Annotated in this window: 14 protein-coding genes and 1 pseudogene; 8 read left to right on the forward strand and 7 right to left on the reverse strand. The window is 63.9% G+C overall.

Going from position 1 to position 17077, the window contains the following annotated elements; genetic code table 11:
* Nucleotides 1-143: 143 nt before the first annotated feature.
* Genes ACTJKF_RS02640 through ACTJKF_RS02660 form a run of 5 tightly spaced genes read left to right on the forward strand, consistent with a single transcriptional unit; the run spans nucleotide 144 to nucleotide 5301 of the window.
* A complete protein-coding gene (locus ACTJKF_RS02640) occupies nucleotides 144-683 on the forward strand; it encodes a hypothetical protein (protein ID WP_440622143.1) in 540 nt (179 codons plus the stop codon).
* Complete coding sequence (locus tag ACTJKF_RS02645) at nucleotides 673-1419, forward strand: beta-ketoacyl-ACP reductase (protein ID WP_440621996.1); 747 nt, start codon at nucleotides 673-675, stop codon at nucleotides 1417-1419. The genes ACTJKF_RS02640 and ACTJKF_RS02645 overlap by 11 nt, the downstream gene beginning before the upstream one ends.
* Nucleotides 1416-3236 carry a PHA/PHB synthase family protein gene (locus ACTJKF_RS02650; protein ID WP_440621997.1) on the forward strand — a complete coding sequence of 607 codons (1821 nt, stop codon included), beginning with the start codon at nucleotides 1416-1418 and terminating at the stop codon, nucleotides 3234-3236. Before ACTJKF_RS02645 ends, ACTJKF_RS02650 begins: the two co-directional genes overlap by 4 nt.
* On the forward strand, nucleotides 3233-4264 hold the full coding sequence (locus tag ACTJKF_RS02655) for a bifunctional enoyl-CoA hydratase/phosphate acetyltransferase (protein ID WP_440621998.1): 1032 nt from the start codon (nucleotides 3233-3235) through the stop codon (nucleotides 4262-4264). The genes ACTJKF_RS02650 and ACTJKF_RS02655 overlap by 4 nt, the downstream gene beginning before the upstream one ends.
* Nucleotides 4261-5301, forward strand: coding sequence for a zinc-dependent alcohol dehydrogenase family protein (locus ACTJKF_RS02660; protein WP_440621999.1), 1041 nt, complete (start codon nucleotides 4261-4263; stop codon nucleotides 5299-5301). The genes ACTJKF_RS02655 and ACTJKF_RS02660 overlap by 4 nt, the downstream gene beginning before the upstream one ends.
* A gap of 87 nt (nucleotides 5302-5388) precedes the next feature.
* Here the strand turns inward: ACTJKF_RS02660 and ACTJKF_RS02665 are convergent, their stop codons facing one another.
* The gene (locus ACTJKF_RS02665; RefSeq protein ID WP_440622000.1) at nucleotides 5389-6792 is read right to left on the reverse strand and encodes an MBL fold metallo-hydrolase RNA specificity domain-containing protein; all 1404 of its coding nucleotides are present in this window, start codon (nucleotides 6790-6792) and stop codon (nucleotides 5389-5391) included.
* A gap of 274 nt (nucleotides 6793-7066) precedes the next feature.
* On the opposite strand from ACTJKF_RS02665, the gene ACTJKF_RS02670 reads away from it, so the two are divergent.
* Nucleotides 7067-7516, forward strand: coding sequence for a hypothetical protein (locus ACTJKF_RS02670; RefSeq protein ID WP_440622001.1), 450 nt, complete (start codon nucleotides 7067-7069; stop codon nucleotides 7514-7516).
* Between the two features lie 38 nt (nucleotides 7517-7554).
* Here the strand turns inward: ACTJKF_RS02670 and ACTJKF_RS02675 are convergent.
* Together ACTJKF_RS02675 and pobA are read right to left on the reverse strand one after the other, a co-directional pair.
* Nucleotides 7555-8277, reverse strand: a pseudogene (locus ACTJKF_RS02675) (efflux transporter outer membrane subunit); the annotation flags it as partial.
* Between the two features lie 344 nt (nucleotides 8278-8621).
* Nucleotides 8622-9806 carry a 4-hydroxybenzoate 3-monooxygenase gene (gene pobA, locus ACTJKF_RS02680; RefSeq protein WP_440622002.1) on the reverse strand — a complete coding sequence of 395 codons (1185 nt, stop codon included), beginning with the start codon at nucleotides 9804-9806 and terminating at the stop codon, nucleotides 8622-8624.
* Between the two features lie 181 nt (nucleotides 9807-9987).
* On the opposite strand from pobA, the gene ACTJKF_RS02685 reads away from it, so the two are divergent.
* The gene (locus ACTJKF_RS02685) at nucleotides 9988-10860 is read left to right on the forward strand and encodes a helix-turn-helix domain-containing protein (protein ID WP_440622003.1); all 873 of its coding nucleotides are present in this window, start codon (nucleotides 9988-9990) and stop codon (nucleotides 10858-10860) included.
* A 141-nt stretch (nucleotides 10861-11001) separates the two neighbouring features.
* Here the strand turns inward: ACTJKF_RS02685 and ACTJKF_RS02690 are convergent, their stop codons facing one another.
* Complete coding sequence (locus tag ACTJKF_RS02690) at nucleotides 11002-12177, reverse strand: porin (RefSeq protein WP_440622004.1); 1176 nt, start codon at nucleotides 12175-12177, stop codon at nucleotides 11002-11004.
* A gap of 76 nt (nucleotides 12178-12253) precedes the next feature.
* The gene (locus ACTJKF_RS02695) at nucleotides 12254-13621 is read right to left on the reverse strand and encodes an MFS transporter (RefSeq protein WP_440622005.1); all 1368 of its coding nucleotides are present in this window, start codon (nucleotides 13619-13621) and stop codon (nucleotides 12254-12256) included.
* 302 nt (nucleotides 13622-13923) lie between these two features.
* On the opposite strand from ACTJKF_RS02695, the gene ACTJKF_RS02700 reads away from it, so the two are divergent.
* Entirely contained in the window at nucleotides 13924-14829 is a 906-nt protein-coding gene (locus ACTJKF_RS02700; protein ID WP_440622006.1) for a helix-turn-helix domain-containing protein, read from the forward strand.
* Between the two features lie 189 nt (nucleotides 14830-15018).
* Here ACTJKF_RS02700 and ACTJKF_RS02705 read toward each other — a convergent pair whose 3' ends face one another.
* Both ACTJKF_RS02705 and ACTJKF_RS02710 read right to left on the reverse strand, forming a co-directional pair.
* Nucleotides 15019-15354 carry an NIPSNAP family protein gene (locus ACTJKF_RS02705; protein ID WP_440622007.1) on the reverse strand — a complete coding sequence of 112 codons (336 nt, stop codon included), beginning with the start codon at nucleotides 15352-15354 and terminating at the stop codon, nucleotides 15019-15021.
* Nucleotides 15348-17057: an FAD-dependent oxidoreductase gene (locus ACTJKF_RS02710; protein ID WP_440622008.1), complete on the reverse strand. Its 1710-nt coding sequence runs from the start codon at nucleotides 17055-17057 to the stop codon at nucleotides 15348-15350. The genes ACTJKF_RS02705 and ACTJKF_RS02710 overlap by 7 nt, the downstream gene beginning before the upstream one ends.
* Nucleotides 17058-17077: the final 20 nt, after the last annotated feature.

The following is a 17077-nucleotide window of genomic DNA, read 5'->3' on the forward strand; positions in this document are numbered from 1 at the left end:
GAAGCAGGCTTTCCGCGCGCTTGACTCAGATCAACGGCGCTCGTGCGCCGCGGCCGCACAGTGAAACGGTCGCGACGCCGATGCGGGGTGTGCGGCACGAGGCAGGATGCCAACCCATTGATCGGATCGAAAAAGGGAAGCCGATGAGCACGTACGCTTTGACGACACCGAATGACGTTTGCCGCGCGGGCTGCGACCTCGCGTTGCGGATGGTCGCACTGAACCGCGACTGGCAGCACGAATGGCATGCGCTGGCAGGGCGGCGCATCGATCGGGACCGTGACGCGGTGCGCCGGCTGCAGCGGGCGTTTGCTGAAACGCCGGAATGGACGGCCTTCGCCGTGGCGACGCAGCGCGTGATGCGCGACTACGCGATCGCGAGCGTCGCGATCTGGCAGGATGCCACCGAGATGTGCATGCGTTCGCAATACGAGAGCGCCGGTGCATGGCGCAGCTGGTTGCGCGAATACGGCGCCGGTGCGCTGCCGCGCTATCAGACCGACTGGTTGCCCGATCTGGGAAGACTGGCCGTGGTCAACGGGGCCAGTATGCCGTGGGCCGAGTGGATGGCGGCATTGGAGCGCGGGATCGAGGATGCAGCCGGCGCGCATGACGAATCGCCGGTTGCCGACCGGCCCGTGAACGGCATTGCCGACGCACGGGAGCGCGACCATGTGCGCTGAGCGTGTCGCGTTCGTCACCGGCGGAATGGGCGGGCTCGGCGCCGCGATCAGCCGCCGCCTGCACGATGCCGGCATCACGGTGGCGGTATCGCACACGGAACGCAACGACCACGTCGCGACCTGGCTCACGCACGAACGCGAGGCGGGCCGGACGTTCCATGCGTTCGAAGTGGACGTTGCCGACTACGATTCGTGCCAGCATTGCGCGGCACGCGTGCTGGCCGAGTTCGGGCGTGTCGACGTGCTCGTCAACAACGCCGGCGTCACGCACGACGCCACCTTCGTGAAGATGACCAAGCGCATGTGGGACGCGGTGTTGCGTACCAATCTCGACGGCATGTTCAACATGACGAAGCCGTTCGTGCCGGGCATGATCGAAACCGGCTTCGGGCGGATCGTGAACATCGGCTCCGTGAACGGGGCGCGCGGCGCATACGGGCAGGCGAACTATGCGGCCGCGAAGGCGGGCATCCATGGCTTCACGAAGGCGCTGGCGCTCGAACTCGCGCGCCACGGCGTGACAGTGAACACGGTCGCGCCCGGCTACCTGGCCACCGCGATGCTCGAGTCGGTGCCGAAGGACGTGCTCGACACGAAGATCCTGCCGCAGATACCGGTTGGCCGGCTTGGCGACCCCGACGAAATCGCCGCGCTCGTCACGTTCCTGAGTTCCGACGCGGGGGCTTTCGCGACCGGCGCGGAATTCGACGTCAACGGCGGGATGTACATGCGATGAGCGCATCCGTCATGCGTGCGCGGATCGGGCACGAATCGATGAGGCCACCGGGTACGGACGAACCTGCGTCGAGCGCGACCGAATGTGCGCAAGCCGCCACGACGCCCGCCGAACGATGGAACCGCGCGGCGCATGCGAACGTGGCCGCGATGACCTTCGGGCTGTCACCCGTATCGCTTGCGCTGGCCATGCTCGACTGGGGCGCGCATCTGGCGGTGTCGCCGGGAACATGCTTCGAGCTCGCGACGCAGGCGTGGCTGGCGGCCGTTGCACCGGCGGCAAACCGGGGCGAGGGCGAGGCCGACGCTGCAGACCCGAGTGGCATGACCGTGCACGCGGGGCAGGCTGATCCGCGCTTTGCCGCGCCGGCGTGGGCCGGATGGCCGTTTCATGCGTATCGCGACAGCTTCCTGTCGATCCAGCGTTGGTGGCAAAACGCGACGCGCGGCGTGCCGGGCGTCGAACCGCATCATGAGAAACTGGTCGGATTCGCCGCGCGACAATGGCTCGACGCCTGCTCGCCGGGCAATTTCCTGGCGACCAACCCGGTCGTGCTCGACGCGACGATGCGCAGCGGCGGCGCGAATCTCGCGGCGGGCTTCCGAAACTGGCTGGACGACGTGCACGCGTGGCTCGATCGCGCGAACGGCACGCGGGCCCGCGACGCACGCACCTATCTGCCGGGGCGCGACGTGGCGATCACGCCGGGCCGCGTCGTATGGCGCAACGCGTTGTGCGAGTTGCTGCAATACGACCCGACGACGGCCGACGTGGCACGCGAGCCGATCGTGATCGTGCCGTCGTGGATCATGAAGTACTACATCCTCGACCTGCAGCCGCACGATTCGCTGATCCGCTTCCTCGTCGATGCCGGCTACACGGTGTTCGCCGTGTCGTGGCGCAATCCGGGCGCGGAGGCACGCGCGCTCGGCCTCGACGATTATCTGCGCGACGGCTGCATGGCGGCGCTCGACGCGGTCCGGTCGATTTGCGGCGAAGCCGTTCATGCGGTCGGCTATTGCCTCGGCGGCACGCTGCTGACGATCGGTGCGGCGGCGCTCGCGCGCGACGGCCGTCAACACGAGGCATTGCGATCCGTCACGTTGCTGGCGGCCCAGACCGATTTCAGCGAACCCGGTGAACTGGGTCTCTTCATCGACGCCAGCGAACTGTCCGCGCTCGATGCACTGATGTGGCGGCAGGGTTACCTCGACGGCGCGCAGATGTCTGCCGCATTCCAGATGCTGAACGCGCGCGACCTGATCTGGTCGCGGATGATGAGCGAATACCTGCTCGGCAAGCGCACGAAGGCGAACGACCTGATGTCGTGGAATGCGGACACCACGCGCATGCCGTATCGGATGCACACGGAATACCTGACACGGCTCTTTCTCGACAACGATCTCGCGGCGGGCCGCTACTGCGTCGACGGGCGGCCGGTCGCGCTGTCGGATATCGACGTGCCGACGTTCGTGGTCGGGACCGAGCGCGATCACGTGTCGCCCTGGCGTTCCGTGTACACGCTCCACCTGCTCACGCACCACGCGCTGACCTTCGTGCTGGCGTCCGGCGGCCACAATGCCGGCATCGTGTCCGAGCCCGGCCATTCCGGGCGCCACTATCGCTGCGCGACGCGCGAGCCCGGCGCGCCTTACCGCAGCCGGCACGACTTCGTGAGCGAAACGCCGGTGGTCGACGGATCGTGGTGGACGTGCTGGCGCGACTGGCTGCACGCGCATTCGTCGGGCGACGTGCCGGCACGTGTGCCGGCCGCCGGTTTCGCCGCGGCACCCGGTACCTACGTGCTCACGACATGAACGACCACCTGCAGCGAGATCCGCCGGGCGGCGCGCGCCTGCCCGGACTGCTGCCGCGGGCGGACGGCACACTCCCCGAGCTGATCGCACGTGCACGCAGCGCGCCACCGCTCACCGTCGCCGTCGTGCATCCATGCGATACGGCCAGCCTCGTCGCGCTTGCTGCGATCAACACGTCGCCGCTGGGCGCATCGATCGAGCCGTTGATCGTCGCACCGCGCGCGAAGGTGCTGCGCGTGGCGCACGAGGCGGGCGTCGATCTGGCGACGTGGACGATCGACGACGTGCCGCACAGCCATGCGGCAGCGGCACGCGCGGTGGAACTCGCGGCGTCCGGCCGCGCCGGCGCGCTGATGAAGGGCAGCCTGCATACGGACGAGCTGATGGGCGCGGTCGTCGCCGCGGAATCGGGGCTGCGCACGGACAAGCGCATGTCGCATTGTTTCCTGATCGAAACGCCTGCGTATCCGAGGCCGTTCATCCTGACCGACGCGGCAGTCAACATCGCACCGGATCTTGCGCAGAAGGCGGCCATCACGCAGAACGCGATCGACGTCGCCCATGCGCTGGGCGTTGCCTGCCCGCGCGTGGCGGTGCTGTGCGCGGTCGAGACGGTCAATCCGGCAATGCGTTCGACGCTCGACGCGGCGGCCTTGGCGAAGATGGCGGAGCGCGGGCAGATCACCGGGGCGATCGTCGACGGCCCGCTCGCGTTCGACAACGCGATATCGCAGCGGGCCGCGCGCGACAAGGGGATCGATTCGCCGGTTGCCGGCCGCGCCGACATCCTGGTGGTTCCCGATCTCGAAGCGGGCAACATGCTCGCGAAGCAACTCGAATACCTGGGCGGTGCCGCGAACGCAGGCATCGTCGTGGGCGCGCGCGTGCCGATCGTACTGACGAGCCGCGCCGACAGCGTTGCCGTGCGGGTCGCGTCCTGCGCGCTCGCGGCATGGCTGGCGCAGGATCGGCATGCGCCGGCGTTGGCCAGCCAACAGGCCGTCTTTTCGATGGAGGAACAGCGATGAAAGCACTCGTTTACCACGGCCCCGGGCGCAAGGCGCTCGAACAGCGGCCCAAACCGGAATTGCAGTCGCCGACCGATGCGATCGTCAGGGTGACGCGCACGACGATCTGCGGCACCGATCTGCACATCCTCAAGGGCGACGTGCCGACGTGCGAACCCGGCCGCATTCTCGGCCACGAAGGCGTGGGCATCGTCGAGCAGGCCGGCGCCGCGGTCGACTCGCTGAAGCCAGGCGATCACGTGCTGATTTCATGCATCTCGTCGTGCGGCCGCTGCGAGTACTGCCGCCGCGGCTTGTATTCGCATTGCACGACCGGTGGCTGGATTCTCGGCAACCGGATCGACGGCACCCAGGCCGAGTACGTGCGCATCCCGCATGCGCCGACCAGCCTGTACCGGATTCCGCCGGGCGCGGACGAGGACGCGCTCGTGATGCTGTCCGACATCCTGCCGACCGGATTCGAATGCGGCGTGCTGAACGGCAAGGTGCAGCCGGGATGCTCGGTCGCCATCGTCGGCGCGGGGCCGATCGGGCTGGCCGCGTTGCTGACCGCGCAGTTCTATTCGCCGGCGCGGATCATCATGATCGACCCGGACGGCAACCGGCTCGAGATCGCCCGACACTTCGGCGCGACCGACTGCATCGACGGCCGCAGCGGCGACCCGGTGGCGGAAGTGATGAAGCTGACCGACGGCGTCGGCGTGGATTGCGCGATCGAAGCGGTCGGCATTCCGGCGACGTTCGAGATGTGCACGGCGCTCGTCGCACCGGGCGGCGTGGTCGCGAACATCGGCGTACATGGCGTCAAGGCCGACCTGCACCTCGAGAAACTGTGGGATCGCAACATCTCGATCACGACACGGCTCGTCGACACGGTGAGCACGCCGATGCTGCTGAAGACCGTGCGCGCCGGGCGTCTCGATCCGAAGCGCCTGATCACGCACCGGTTCTCGCTCGACGACGTGGAAGGCGCGTACGACACGTTCGGGCGCGCCGCGCAGACCCATGCGCTGAAGGTGATCATCGAAGTCGGCTGATGATGCGGTCGCGCGTGACGGGAGCCGCGAACATCTGCGTCCCGCCACGCGCGACCGGCGCTTTCGCCGGCAGCGCCGTCAGGTCGGTCAGGTCGAAAGCGCGGCAGGCTCCTGCGTGCCGCCGGCCTCGACTTCGTCCAGATCGATGCACTGCGCGTAAGTCGGCACTTCGCACGGCCAATGCAGGGTCTCGGAAATACGCCGGCGCAATGCATCCGCCGCGGCGGGTTCGCCATGCGTGATGAAGGTCCGCACGGGCGCACACGGCATCGTGCCGAGCCACTTGAGAACCTCTTCGTAGTCGGCATGGGCCGACAGCGCCGTGATCGACTCGACCTGCGCGCGCACGCGGACGTACTCGCCGTGAATCTTCAGCGTCGGCTCGTGTGCGGCCAGCGCCGCACCGCGCGTGCCGACGGCCTGGTAGCCGACCAGCGCGATCGTGTTGCGCGCGTCGGGCGCGTAGCGGCTCAGGTGATGCAGCACGCGTCCGCCGGTCGCCATTCCGCTGCCGGCGATGATGACCATCGGGCCATGATGTTCGGCAATCGCCTTCGACTGGTCGACCGACCGGATCATCGTCGCCGCGTGGCCGAGCGCGTTCGCTTCGGACGCGCTCAGCCGGTGTTCGAAGAGATGATGGCGATAGATTTCGGTCACGTCCGTCGCCATCGGGCTGTCGAGGAACACCGGGACGCGCGCCATGCGGCCGGACGCCTTCAACCGCGCGATGTAGTGCAGGATTTCCTGTGCTCGGCCGACGGTGAAGCAGGGCATCACGACGACCCCGCCGCGCGCGAAGGTCTGGTCGAACATCGCGGCCAGTTCGTTCTCGGGATCGGACGCCGGGTGCAGCCGGTCGCCGTACGTCGATTCAACCACCAGGTAGTCCGCATGCGCGGGCGGCCGCGGCGGTTGCATGATCGGGTCGTGATACCGGCCGAGGTCGCCGGAGAACGCGAGCACCTTGTGATCCCAGTGCATCACGACGCTCGCCGCCCCGAGGATATGCCCGGCCGGCAGCAGTCGGAACGTCAAGCCACCCGCCAGCGTAGTGCAATCGTCGAACGCGACAGGCTTCAGCAGGTGCAGCGCGCGCTGCGCGTCGTCCAGCGTGTAAAGCGGTTGCGCCGGATGATGCTTCGAGTAACCGTGCCGGTTCGCGAAGTCCGCTTCCTCTTCCTGCAGCCGCGCGCTGTCGCGCAGCATGATGTCGCAGAGTTCGGCGGTGCCCGCCGTGCAGTACACCGGCCCGCGGAATCCGTCGCGCACCAGCACCGGAAGGTAGCCGGTGTGATCGATATGCGCGTGCGTGAGCACGACCGCGTCGAGCGTGTCGGGCGCGAGCGGCAGCGGGTGCCAGTTGCGCAGCCGCAGGTTCTTCGTCCCCTGGAACAGGCCGCAATCGACGAGGACGCGCCGGCTGCCATGCTCGACCAGATACTTCGAGCCGGTCACGGTTTCGGTCGCACCGAGAAAAGTCAGTTTCATGGATCGCCTCGCGCAGAGTCGACGGAGCAGTACGTCGATTACATCCCGAACGCGCGCGCGGCGGTTGACCGAAATCAGGAATTGCGGGATCGCCTCGCGCGCCGGACGAAATTCCCGGACGGCGCCCGGTTTGACGACGATCAAGCCTCGGCCTCGGCGGCGGCAGGATAGTGATTCCGTGCGCGCATGCGGTGCCGTGTCGTGGCCCCGTTATCCGCGCATGCCGCACGTGTGCCGCGTGTCGGTATCACGCGTCTTTCGGGATGAATCCATCATGACGTTGATCGCCAATCTCGATGGTGCCGGGCCCCTTTACCGGCTGTGTTTCGTCCGCTCGCCCTGGGCGTGGTTTACCTGCTTGCCGCTCGACGAGCAATGCGGCGAGCGCTGGGCGGACGTGCCGTACCAGAGCGCCGCGAAACCGCCGTACAGCGATTCGCGCGCGCAGTTGCTCAGGGTTGCGTTCGACGCGCCGAGCCTGTTGCCGCCCGAGGCCGGGCGGCACGGGCACGCCTGGAGCGTCCAGCAGATCAACCACGGCGCCGCGCCGTGGCTGCGCAGCGAGGATTTCATCGATGCGATGACGCTGGCCGTGCCGGCCGGGGCGACGCTCGCCGCGTTCGTCGAGACGATCGAGGCCGCGGGCGGCACCGTCTATGGTCCGCTCGGCTGGGCGGAGTTGCCGCCGTGGCAGCGTCCCGACGTCGCCGCGCATACGGGCTGAAGGGTCGAATGAAGGCGGGATGCCGTGCGCCCCGCCTGTCAGCCTGCGTCACCCCAGCCGCCGCCGAGCGCGACATAGAACGCGACGGTGTCCTGCAGCCGCTGCGCGACAGCCTGCAGCCACGCAATCCGCGCCTGATGGTATTGCACGTCGGCGACCAGCAACGGGACGTAGCCGGCGATCCCTGCGTCGTAGCCGGCCTGCGTCAGCTTCAGCGCTTCGCGGGCCGCGGCCAGCGCGCGGGCCTGCGCGTCGAGCGCCGCCGCATCGTTGGCGAGCGCGCGCAACGTGTCGGCCACTTGCGAGAACGCCGACAGCACGACCTGCCGATAAGTCGCATCGGCCTCGTCGTACGCATCCTGCGCGGCACGGCGCTGGTTCAGCAGCGTGCCGCCATGAAACAGCGGCGCGGTGAGCCCGGCGCCGACGCTCCACGCGCGGCCGGCCGGCGCGAACAGCTTGCCGGCGACGAGGCTGTCGAATCCACCCGATGCGGACAGCGTGAGGTTCGGGTAGAGCGCGGCCGTCGCGACGCCGACCTGCGCGCTGGCCACGTGCAACCGGGCTTCCGCCTCCAGGATGTCGGGCCGCCGGCGCACCAGCGACGACGGCGCCGTATCGGGCAGGCTGGCGGGCAGTTCGATGCCGTCGAGCGACAGGTCCGGCGTCTGCCAGTCGACCGGGTAGCGGCCGGCCAGCAGCGCGAGCAGGTCGTCGGCCTGTGCGCGTTTCCGGGCGAGCGCAGGCAGCGTCGCCTCGAGTCGATCAAGCTCTCGCATCGTCAGTGTCACCAATCCGGCTGGCTGCATGGTCGGCTCCGCGCTCGCTCAACGAGCCGTCCAGCATGCCAGCAGTCAAAAACACGACATCTGTAAATAGCCAGAACACGACATTATAACTTTGCTCCTACAACGAAAAAATTCGATCATACGCATTATGTAAAATTTGATAATCAGAAATATTTGTCTGATAGATTGGCCCTGAAAGTGCGGAAGAAATTCGTCTTGTGAAAAGACGGATGCAGGATCTCGGGAACACCGGTGGCGTACCCCGAGATACCTCTTCATGGCGGGAGAGTGCAAATCAGGCGGGCATCACAGCTGCTTCATTCAATCGGCTCATACGGCAAACCAACGTAGTTTTCCGCGATCGTCTTGAGTCCGGCTTCGGAAGTCGTGTAGTAGTCGTAGTCGGTACGCTGCATGCGCTTGTCGAACGCGTCGCGCTCCGGGAACTCATGCAGGAGGTTCGTCATGAACCACGAGAAACGCTCTGCCTTCCACACACGGCGCAGCGCGATTTGCGAATACCTTTCCAGTAGATCGGTACGGCCGTCGCGATACACGCGAATCAGGATCCGATACAGCGTGCTTACGTCGCTTGCCGCGAGATTCAAGCCCTTCGCGCCGGTCGGCGGCACGATATGCGCCGCATCGCCCACGAGAAACAGCTTGCCGTACTGCATTGGTTCAACCACGTAGCTGCGCAGCGGCGCAATGCTCTTCTCGAGCGACGGACCTGTGACGACCTTCTCCGCCACATCCTGCGGCAGGCGCGTTTTCAACTCTTCCCAGAAGCGTTCGTCGGACCAGTCTTCGACTTTCTCGGTCAACGGCACTTGCAGGTAGTAACGGCTGCGCGTCGTCGAACGCTGGCTGCAGAGCACAAAGCCGCGCTCGTGATGCGCGTAGATCAGTTCGTGATTGACAGGCGGGGTATCGGAAAGCATGCCGAGCCAGCCAAACGGATAGACGCGCTCGTAATGCGTGAGCACTTCCGCCGGGATTGTCTTGCGTGAAACGCCATGGAAGCCATCGCAGCCCGCAACGTAATCGCAATCCAGTCGGTATGTCTCGCCGTTCTTTTCGAATGTGACGTAGGGCGCTTCGCCTTTCACGTCGTGCAATTGAACGTTGGCCGCTTCGTAGATCGTGGTCGCACCGCTTGCCGCGCGTGCCGCCATCAAATCGCGCGTCACTTCGGTCTGGCCGTACACCAGCACCGACGAACCACCCGTGAGCTGCTTCAGGTCGATGCGATCACGTCGCCCACCCAACACCAGTTCGATGCCGTCGTGAACCAACCCTTCGGCATCCATACGCTCGCGTACGCCTGCTTCGCGCATCAGGTCGACCATGCCCTGCTCGAGCACGCCCGCACGGATTCGGCCAAGCACATATTCGCCGCTTTGACGTTCGAGAATGACGTTGTCGATGCCCGCTTTGTGCAACAACTGTCCCAAAAGCAGGCCGGACGGCCCGGCGCCGATGATCGCTACTTGGGTCTTCATGACCGATGTCTCCTGTATTCCTCTACACCGCGACTTCTGCTCCGCTCTTCGAGCCCCAATAATTAGCGCCGCGGTTGAATTGTATTTTTCTAGAAATGCACGGCGCTGGTAAGGCAATTTTTGCGATTAAAATAGGACTTTTAAAAAGTCCCGTGCGGGCCCATGCTCCGCTAATGAACTCATGAAGCGTCCGGCGCAGCACGACATCCCCGTCTTCAAGTTATACGGCGAAGGGCCAGACTGGAGCACGCTCGATTTGCTGCACTGCGAGTCGATACCCGAGCGAAGCAGTCTGCACGACTGGGAAATCCGGCAACACCGGCACGCGGACCTCGCGCAAATTCTGTACGTCCAGAAGGGCGTGGCACGGCTCGAAATTGAGGGCGAGAAGACCCGCATAAACACGCCATCGGTCCAGGTCGTCCCGCCGATGTGCGTGCATGGCTTCCAGTTTTCTCCGGAAGTCGACGGCTATGTGATTACTATCGCCGCGCCGCTAGTGAACTGGCTTCAGCAGCAAATCGATGCGCCGCGGCACGTGCTGGAGCACCCGGGCTGCTATTCGGTTGGCGACGACCGGGCGTACCTGAACACGCTATGCGTCCAGTTGAATCAGGAATACGGCCTTCCGGCGCCTTCAAGGGACCTGATGCTCCGCTCGCTCGTCAGCGCGCTCGTGGTATGGGTCAGTCGCCAGGATCAGCAAGGCGAGGTAAGAGGCGAATCTCAGGATCGAGGCCAGGCCCACCTGAAGGCATTCTCCGGGCTGATCGAAAAACACTACCGCGAGCATTATTCGATCAGCCGCTACGCCGAACGCCTGGGCGTGACACCGGTGTATTTGAATATGGTTTGTCAGCGGATAGCAGGCAAAAGCGCGCTCGCCCTCGTCCACCAGCGATTACTGCTGGAGGCCAAGCGCAGTCTCACCTACACCGCACTCAATATCAATCAGATATCGGATTTTTTGGGCTTCACGGAGCCCGCGTATTTCACGCGCTTCTTCAAGCGATTCACTGGCGTGACGCCCAATGCCTTTCGTAAGGGAAAGTGATTTCACTGTTGCCAGCAGTGGGCAGTTGCCCTTCAGCGAGATCAACACGCGCGCGGATCGAGGCGCAAGGCCACGCGCCCCCCCTTTTGAGCGCGTGACCTTGCACGTGATGAAAAAGCCGTTTGTGGGGGCCGCGCTACCTCAGAACCTGTGACGAAGCGCGACGCGCACGAGCGCCTGGTGGCGGTTCGATGAGTCGCCGGCATTGCCGATGTTGGCCACCGCAGCTGCACCCGTGGACGACGTCCCCGCCGCAATCTGGTACGCGCCTTCGGCGTAAAGATCGGTTCGTTTCGAAAGAAAGTAATCGGCCATCACGCTGACCTGGTTGAAATGCTGATTGCCGACGTTTGCGCCATCCGGCGTGTGGATGTTGTTGCCCTTCGCGTAGTCGTAGGCCGCACCGAGATTGAACGCCGGCGTGACCGACCACTTCACTCCCGCATCCACGTTATTGAACCTCGCACTCACGCCGCCCAGTGCCACGATATTGCCGTACTCGATGTTCGACCACGATGCGCCGATCTGCACCGGTCCAATCGTGTACAGCGCGCCCGCTATGGCCACCTGATACGAATTCGCACTTGCATAACCCTTATTCAGGACGCCGGTCAACTGCGTCCCACTGCCGTTGCTCGTGAAGAAGCCCTGTCCGGCGGTGACGGCGGTCGGATTCTTGAAGTAGAGGTACGCGGCCGCCAGGGTCACCACGCCATTGGAGTACGCCGCGCCGGCCGAATAGCCACCATTGCCGCTGATATTGCCGGGTTGGCCGCCCACGCTCCACGTGGCGCCAAACGTGAGTCCATTGATGTTGGGGCTCGCGTAGCGAACGGCATTGTTGGTGCGCAGCGAGTTCGCGGTGTTGTCGAAGTCACCCGGATGCTGGAAAACCTGGCTCGCCAGATAGCCCTGAATCGTAACCGCTTGCGCATAGTTGACGACCGAATCGTACTGCCGCCCTAACGTGAGGTCACCGAAGCGCTGGTTGCTCAGGCCGACGGCGGCCTGGCGTCCGAACTGAAGCCCCCCTTGCCCTGCGGCACCCGTATTCAGATTCACGCCGGATTCGAGCGTGAAGATCGCCCGCGTGCCGCCCCCCAGGTCCTCTGAGCCCTTCATGCCCCAGCGACTGCCGTACATGCCGTTGAGCGAGTCGAGGTACCACTTCTTCGCGCCTTTCGACGGCCCGGTAGCGACGTTGGTGTTGAACATGATGCCTTCGTCCAGCACACCGTACAGCGTAAGGCTGCTTTGCGCCCATGCCGATGCGCCGTACATGCAAAGCGGGGCCAATGCGAGAAGCTTCTTTTTCATCTGCGATCATCCAATTATAAATTATTAGTAAATCTAATTATGCTCACGAGAATTCACGACAAAGCCGGCTCGTTGCCTAGTGCATCGGCACGCTGTGCTGTGCGTGCGTCCGCGTAACGGGCGCGCCCCGCCCGATCATGAGGAACAACGCGCACGCGGACACCAGCGCCGGCACCGCAAGCAGGCTGAACACCGATCCGATCTGCCAGCCGAAGCCCATCAGTGCCGCACCGACCAGTGCACCGGCCACGCCCCCTATGCGCCCCACGCCGAGCATCCAGGCAACGCCAGTCGCACGCCCGTGTGTCGGATAAAACGCGGCGGCCAGGGCGGACATCGACGTGACTGCGCTCGTGACCAATGTGCCGGTCAGGAAGATGAGCGTGCCGAGCCACCACTGATGGCCGACACCGCGCCCTACCAGCAGGACCATGACTGCTGCGAACACATACGTGGCCGCGATCACGCGATTGGCGTTGAGGCGGTCCATGAACCAGCCCACGCACAGGTTGCCCAGCACGCCGCCAAGCGGGAAAAGCGACGTCATCAGGGCCGCACGCGCGCCGGAGAAACCCGTGTCCCGAAACAGCGTGGGCAGCCAGTTGGTGAGCAGGTAATAGATCAGCAGGCCCATGAAGTAGGCAAGCCACAACATCAGCGTCCCGAAGCGGTACTGTCGCGACAGGACCACGCGAATCGCCGATTCACGCTTCGTGCTCAGGCCACCCTCCGGGGCGACGAAGCGGCAGCCTTCAAGCGTTGCGCCGCGTGCAATACGGCCAAGGATACGTGCGATTTTCGCGTCGGCACGTTGACGTACCGCCATGAACTGAACGGACTCCGGCAAGAGCAGGATCAGCAGAACCGTAAGCACGATCGGACCGACACCGCCGGCGACCAGCACGCTTTGCCAGCCGAAATGCGGAATCAGCCATGCCGAGGCGAATCCGCCGAGTGCGAGACCCGTGGAAAAGCCACAGAACATTGCATTGACGACGACCGCGCGCACGCGCGTCGGTGCATATTCGGACATCAGCGTGACGGCGTTCGGCATGGCGGCGCCGAGACCGAGACCGGTGCAAAAGCGCAGCACGGTCAGTGACTCCACCGTGTTGGCGAATGCCGCGGCAAGACTCCACAGTCCAAAGAACGCAACGGAAAGCACCAGCACAGTCTTGCGTCCGAGCCGGTCTGCGAGCGGGCCGGCCAGCACCGCACCGATGCCCAGCCCGACCAGCGCCGCGCTCATGACCGGGCCGAGCGCGACGCGAGCAATGCCCCACTGCTGCACGAGCGACGGTGCGATAAAGCCGATCGCCGCCGTGTCGTAGCCGTCGGCGGCGACGACAAGGAAGCACAGCACGAGAATGACCCACTGAAATGGCGAGAATCTCTGGCCGTCAATGAAGGCCTGGGTATCGATGACGCGTTCGGAAGTCTTCATGACCGTCCTCCGGCAACGTGAAGGACGTACGGGGGCTGCGCTCCGGCGGAGCCGGTGCGATCGGGCGTTTGCATTGCGATGTCTCCAGAAATTGATGTTTTTTTATTGCGACGGTCTAGTGCTTCTATTTCGTTAGTTATCAGAATCTAATGCTTGAAAGGCATACACCATAGGGTGCCTTACGTCTCCAACGAAGCATGCTCATCGATTCCGTCTGCATGAAGTATAGGCAGACGGCATCGGCCGATCATGGACAAAACTGAGGAAAAACAGGACAATCTGCACATCTGAGGGAAGGTGACATGAGGAAAATCCCTAGTTACGAGCTGTATGGGGAAGCATCGGCCGCGCGGCCGCCGTGGCACGATGCATTCAATTTCGAGTGGATTCCGGAGCGCAGCCGGCCGAACGACTGGAACATTCCGGCGCACCGTCACGACGCGCTGCTGCAGTTTCTCTACATCCGCAGCGGTCAGGGTCACGTCGTCATCGAGAGCGAAAAAACGCCGTTTAACCCGCCCTGCCTCGTGATCGTTCCTGCGCAGGTGGTGCACGGCTTCGCGTTTTCGCCGGAGATTGACGGCCTGGTCGTCACGGCGGCCCAGCGCGCGCTGGAGTCCGTTGCGAAGTCCGTTTCGTCAACGCTCGTCGCGGTTCTCCAGCGCCCGGCCGTGATTCCAGTGAGCGGGCCAGCAGCCAGCGACGAGACGCTGATGCCGCTCTTCCATATGCTTGAGAACGAGTTTCGCCGTGGCTCGGCCGGTTATACGGCAGCGGGCATGTCATTGCTGATGGCACTTTTCGTACAGGCGGCGCGGCTTGTCGATCATGCCAACGTGCCGGTGGCCGCGCTCGCCGCGCGGCGCAGCCAGCAAATCAGACGCTTTCGCGAGCTGATTGCCCAGCATTTCCGCGAGCATCGCCCGGTGGAGTTCTATGCAGACGCGCTTGATGTCACCCCACCGCAACTCGGCCGCATCTGCCGCGAAGAACTCGGTTCGTCACCCACCGCGCTGATCAACGACCATCTGATTCGCGAAGCGCAGCGCGATCTCGTCTACTCGGGCATGACGGTCAAGCAGATCGCGCACAGTCTGGGATTCGAGGACAGCGCCTATTTCAGCCGCTACTTTCGCAAGCAGACAGGCGCGACGCCCCGCGAATTCCAGAGCTCTGCTCATCGCGATCTGGCATTAGGCACGTCGTAGCGCGAGACGCGAAGTGGGCCGAAGGCATGCGATAACGGCCTGCTGGCTTACCCTGCGACGCTACCCGGCGCGGCGGCACGAATGAGCCGCGTCTCCTGCGCCGTGATCAGATGGCCCGATGCCTCGATCGGCATGGCGAACTTATAGCTATACCAGGGCCCAGCCTGGACTCGTCCATTAATAATGCTGCTATTTTGCGACGGCGGACATCGATATAGCGCGAATAAGCTGGGTCGTTTGCGCGGTAATCAGATGGCCCGACGCCGCCAGATACTTGGGGAAATCCGGGTGTGTGTCACGGGCTCGACAACGGCGCTCGTAATCGGCCAGATCCTCATAGCCCCACAAATGGGTGAACTGATTCTGTGGCCCAACCATCGAGGTCCAGAAACCCAAAGGATGGCCCAGCGTTTCGAGCAGAATCGGCATGGCCAATCGATTGAACACCTCCAGAAACTCCGGCATCTTGCGAAGTGCAATCGTGTACGTCCGGTGATCGACCAGCGGCTTTGCGAGATTTACCATGCGCCCATCCCATTTACTTTGTCTGCAATCGTGTTGCCCGTGACGTAGCCAAACGTCATGTTCGGACCGTGGGTAATACCCGCGCCCGGATAAGCCCCGCCCATCATTGACTTTCGGTCGTTGCCCACTGCGTACAGACCTTCGATCTGCGAACCATCCTTACGCAGCACTTCGCCCGTGACCGCCGTTTCGATACCGTCGAACGTACCGAGGTCGCCCATCAGCACCTTGACCGCGTAGAACGGACCGTTTTGGACCGGTGCGACACACGGATTCGGCTTGTTTTCCGGATCGGCCAGATAGCGGTTGAATGCCGTCGTGCCGCGACCGTATTGCATATCCTGGCCGACGACCGCGCCCTTGTTGTATTCAGCGACCGTCTTTTCCAGCGTGTCCGCGGTGATACCACACTGTTGCGCCAGGTCACGCAGGGTCTTGCCCTTGATCAGGTAGCCCTTCCTGATCAGACCACCGGTCGGCATCGGTGCAGGCTTGACGTAGCCCAGACCGTATTTCGCCAGCGCGTCCTTGTCGCAGATGAGCCACATCGCGGTTTCACGCTGGCCTTCGCATGCACGCATCAGTGCTGCTCCAACGTCGTGGTACGAATTTGATTCGTTGGTGAAGCGCTTGCCATTGGACAGCACACCGATAATGCCGGGCTTGTAGCGGTCCAGCAGGTGGGGGAACACGCCGGTACGACCACCACCGAGCGGCACCTTCGACACCGGCATCCATGCGCTGGCGTCGGCATAGGCCATACCCAGGGCTGCACCCGCCTTCTCGGCCATGTTGACGCCGTCACCGGTATTGCTTTCCGGCGTCGGGCTCAAGTGGGTGCCCCCATTCTTGACGTGCGGGTAGACCTGGGCCAGTCGCTTGAGGTCGTGAGGGAAGCCGCCTGCCGCGAGCACGACACCGTGCCTTGCCACGATCTGGACTTCACTGTCCGGGCCCACAGCGTGCACGCCGGTGACCTTGCCATTTTCGGTCAGCAAACCACGAACCGGCGTCGAGGTCATGATCGGAATACCGAGCTTCAGCGCCGAGGCCGCGAGGCGTGCGGCCAGCGCGTTACCACTCGTGACGTTGATACCGCGACGATAGAGCGTCAGTTCCTTGACGTGTGTGGCCAGACGCCTTGCCACGTAGCAGAATGACTTGAAGCTCTTCGTCGCCTGAAAGAAATGCTTGAGGTCGGCATTGCTCGAATTGAACATCATGCCGATGAACGTGATCGTTTCGAGCGGCGGCTTCAGACGATTCATGTCCTTACCGAGGCCACGAATGTCGTACGGTGCGGCCAAAATCGAGCGGCCGATATCCTGTCCGCCCGGCTTATGCGGGTTGTAATCGGGATACATCGTGGGTACGAACTTCGTATCGGTTTCCTTCTCGAAGAAGTCCACCATCTTCGCGCCGTTCTCGATAAAACACGAGACAGCAGCGTCGTCGTAATTCTTGCCCGCTTCTTCCTGCAGGTACTGCTTGACCTTCTCTACCGAGTCTGCCTGATTCTGCTTGCGGCCATAGTGGGAGAGCGGAATCCAGAGAACACCGCCTGACAGTGCGGTTGTGCCGCCGAACACTGCTTCCTTTTCCACGACCACAACATTGAGGCCGCGCTTCTTTGCCGTGATGGCCGTAGCAAGTCCAGCTGCACCGGAACCAACGACCACCAAATCGCAAGTTGTCTTCTTCATGTCTGACTTCCTTGTCGTAG

Source organism: Burkholderia sp. 22313 (assembly GCF_052045245.1).
Classification (GTDB): Bacteria; Pseudomonadota; Gammaproteobacteria; order Burkholderiales; family Burkholderiaceae; genus Burkholderia.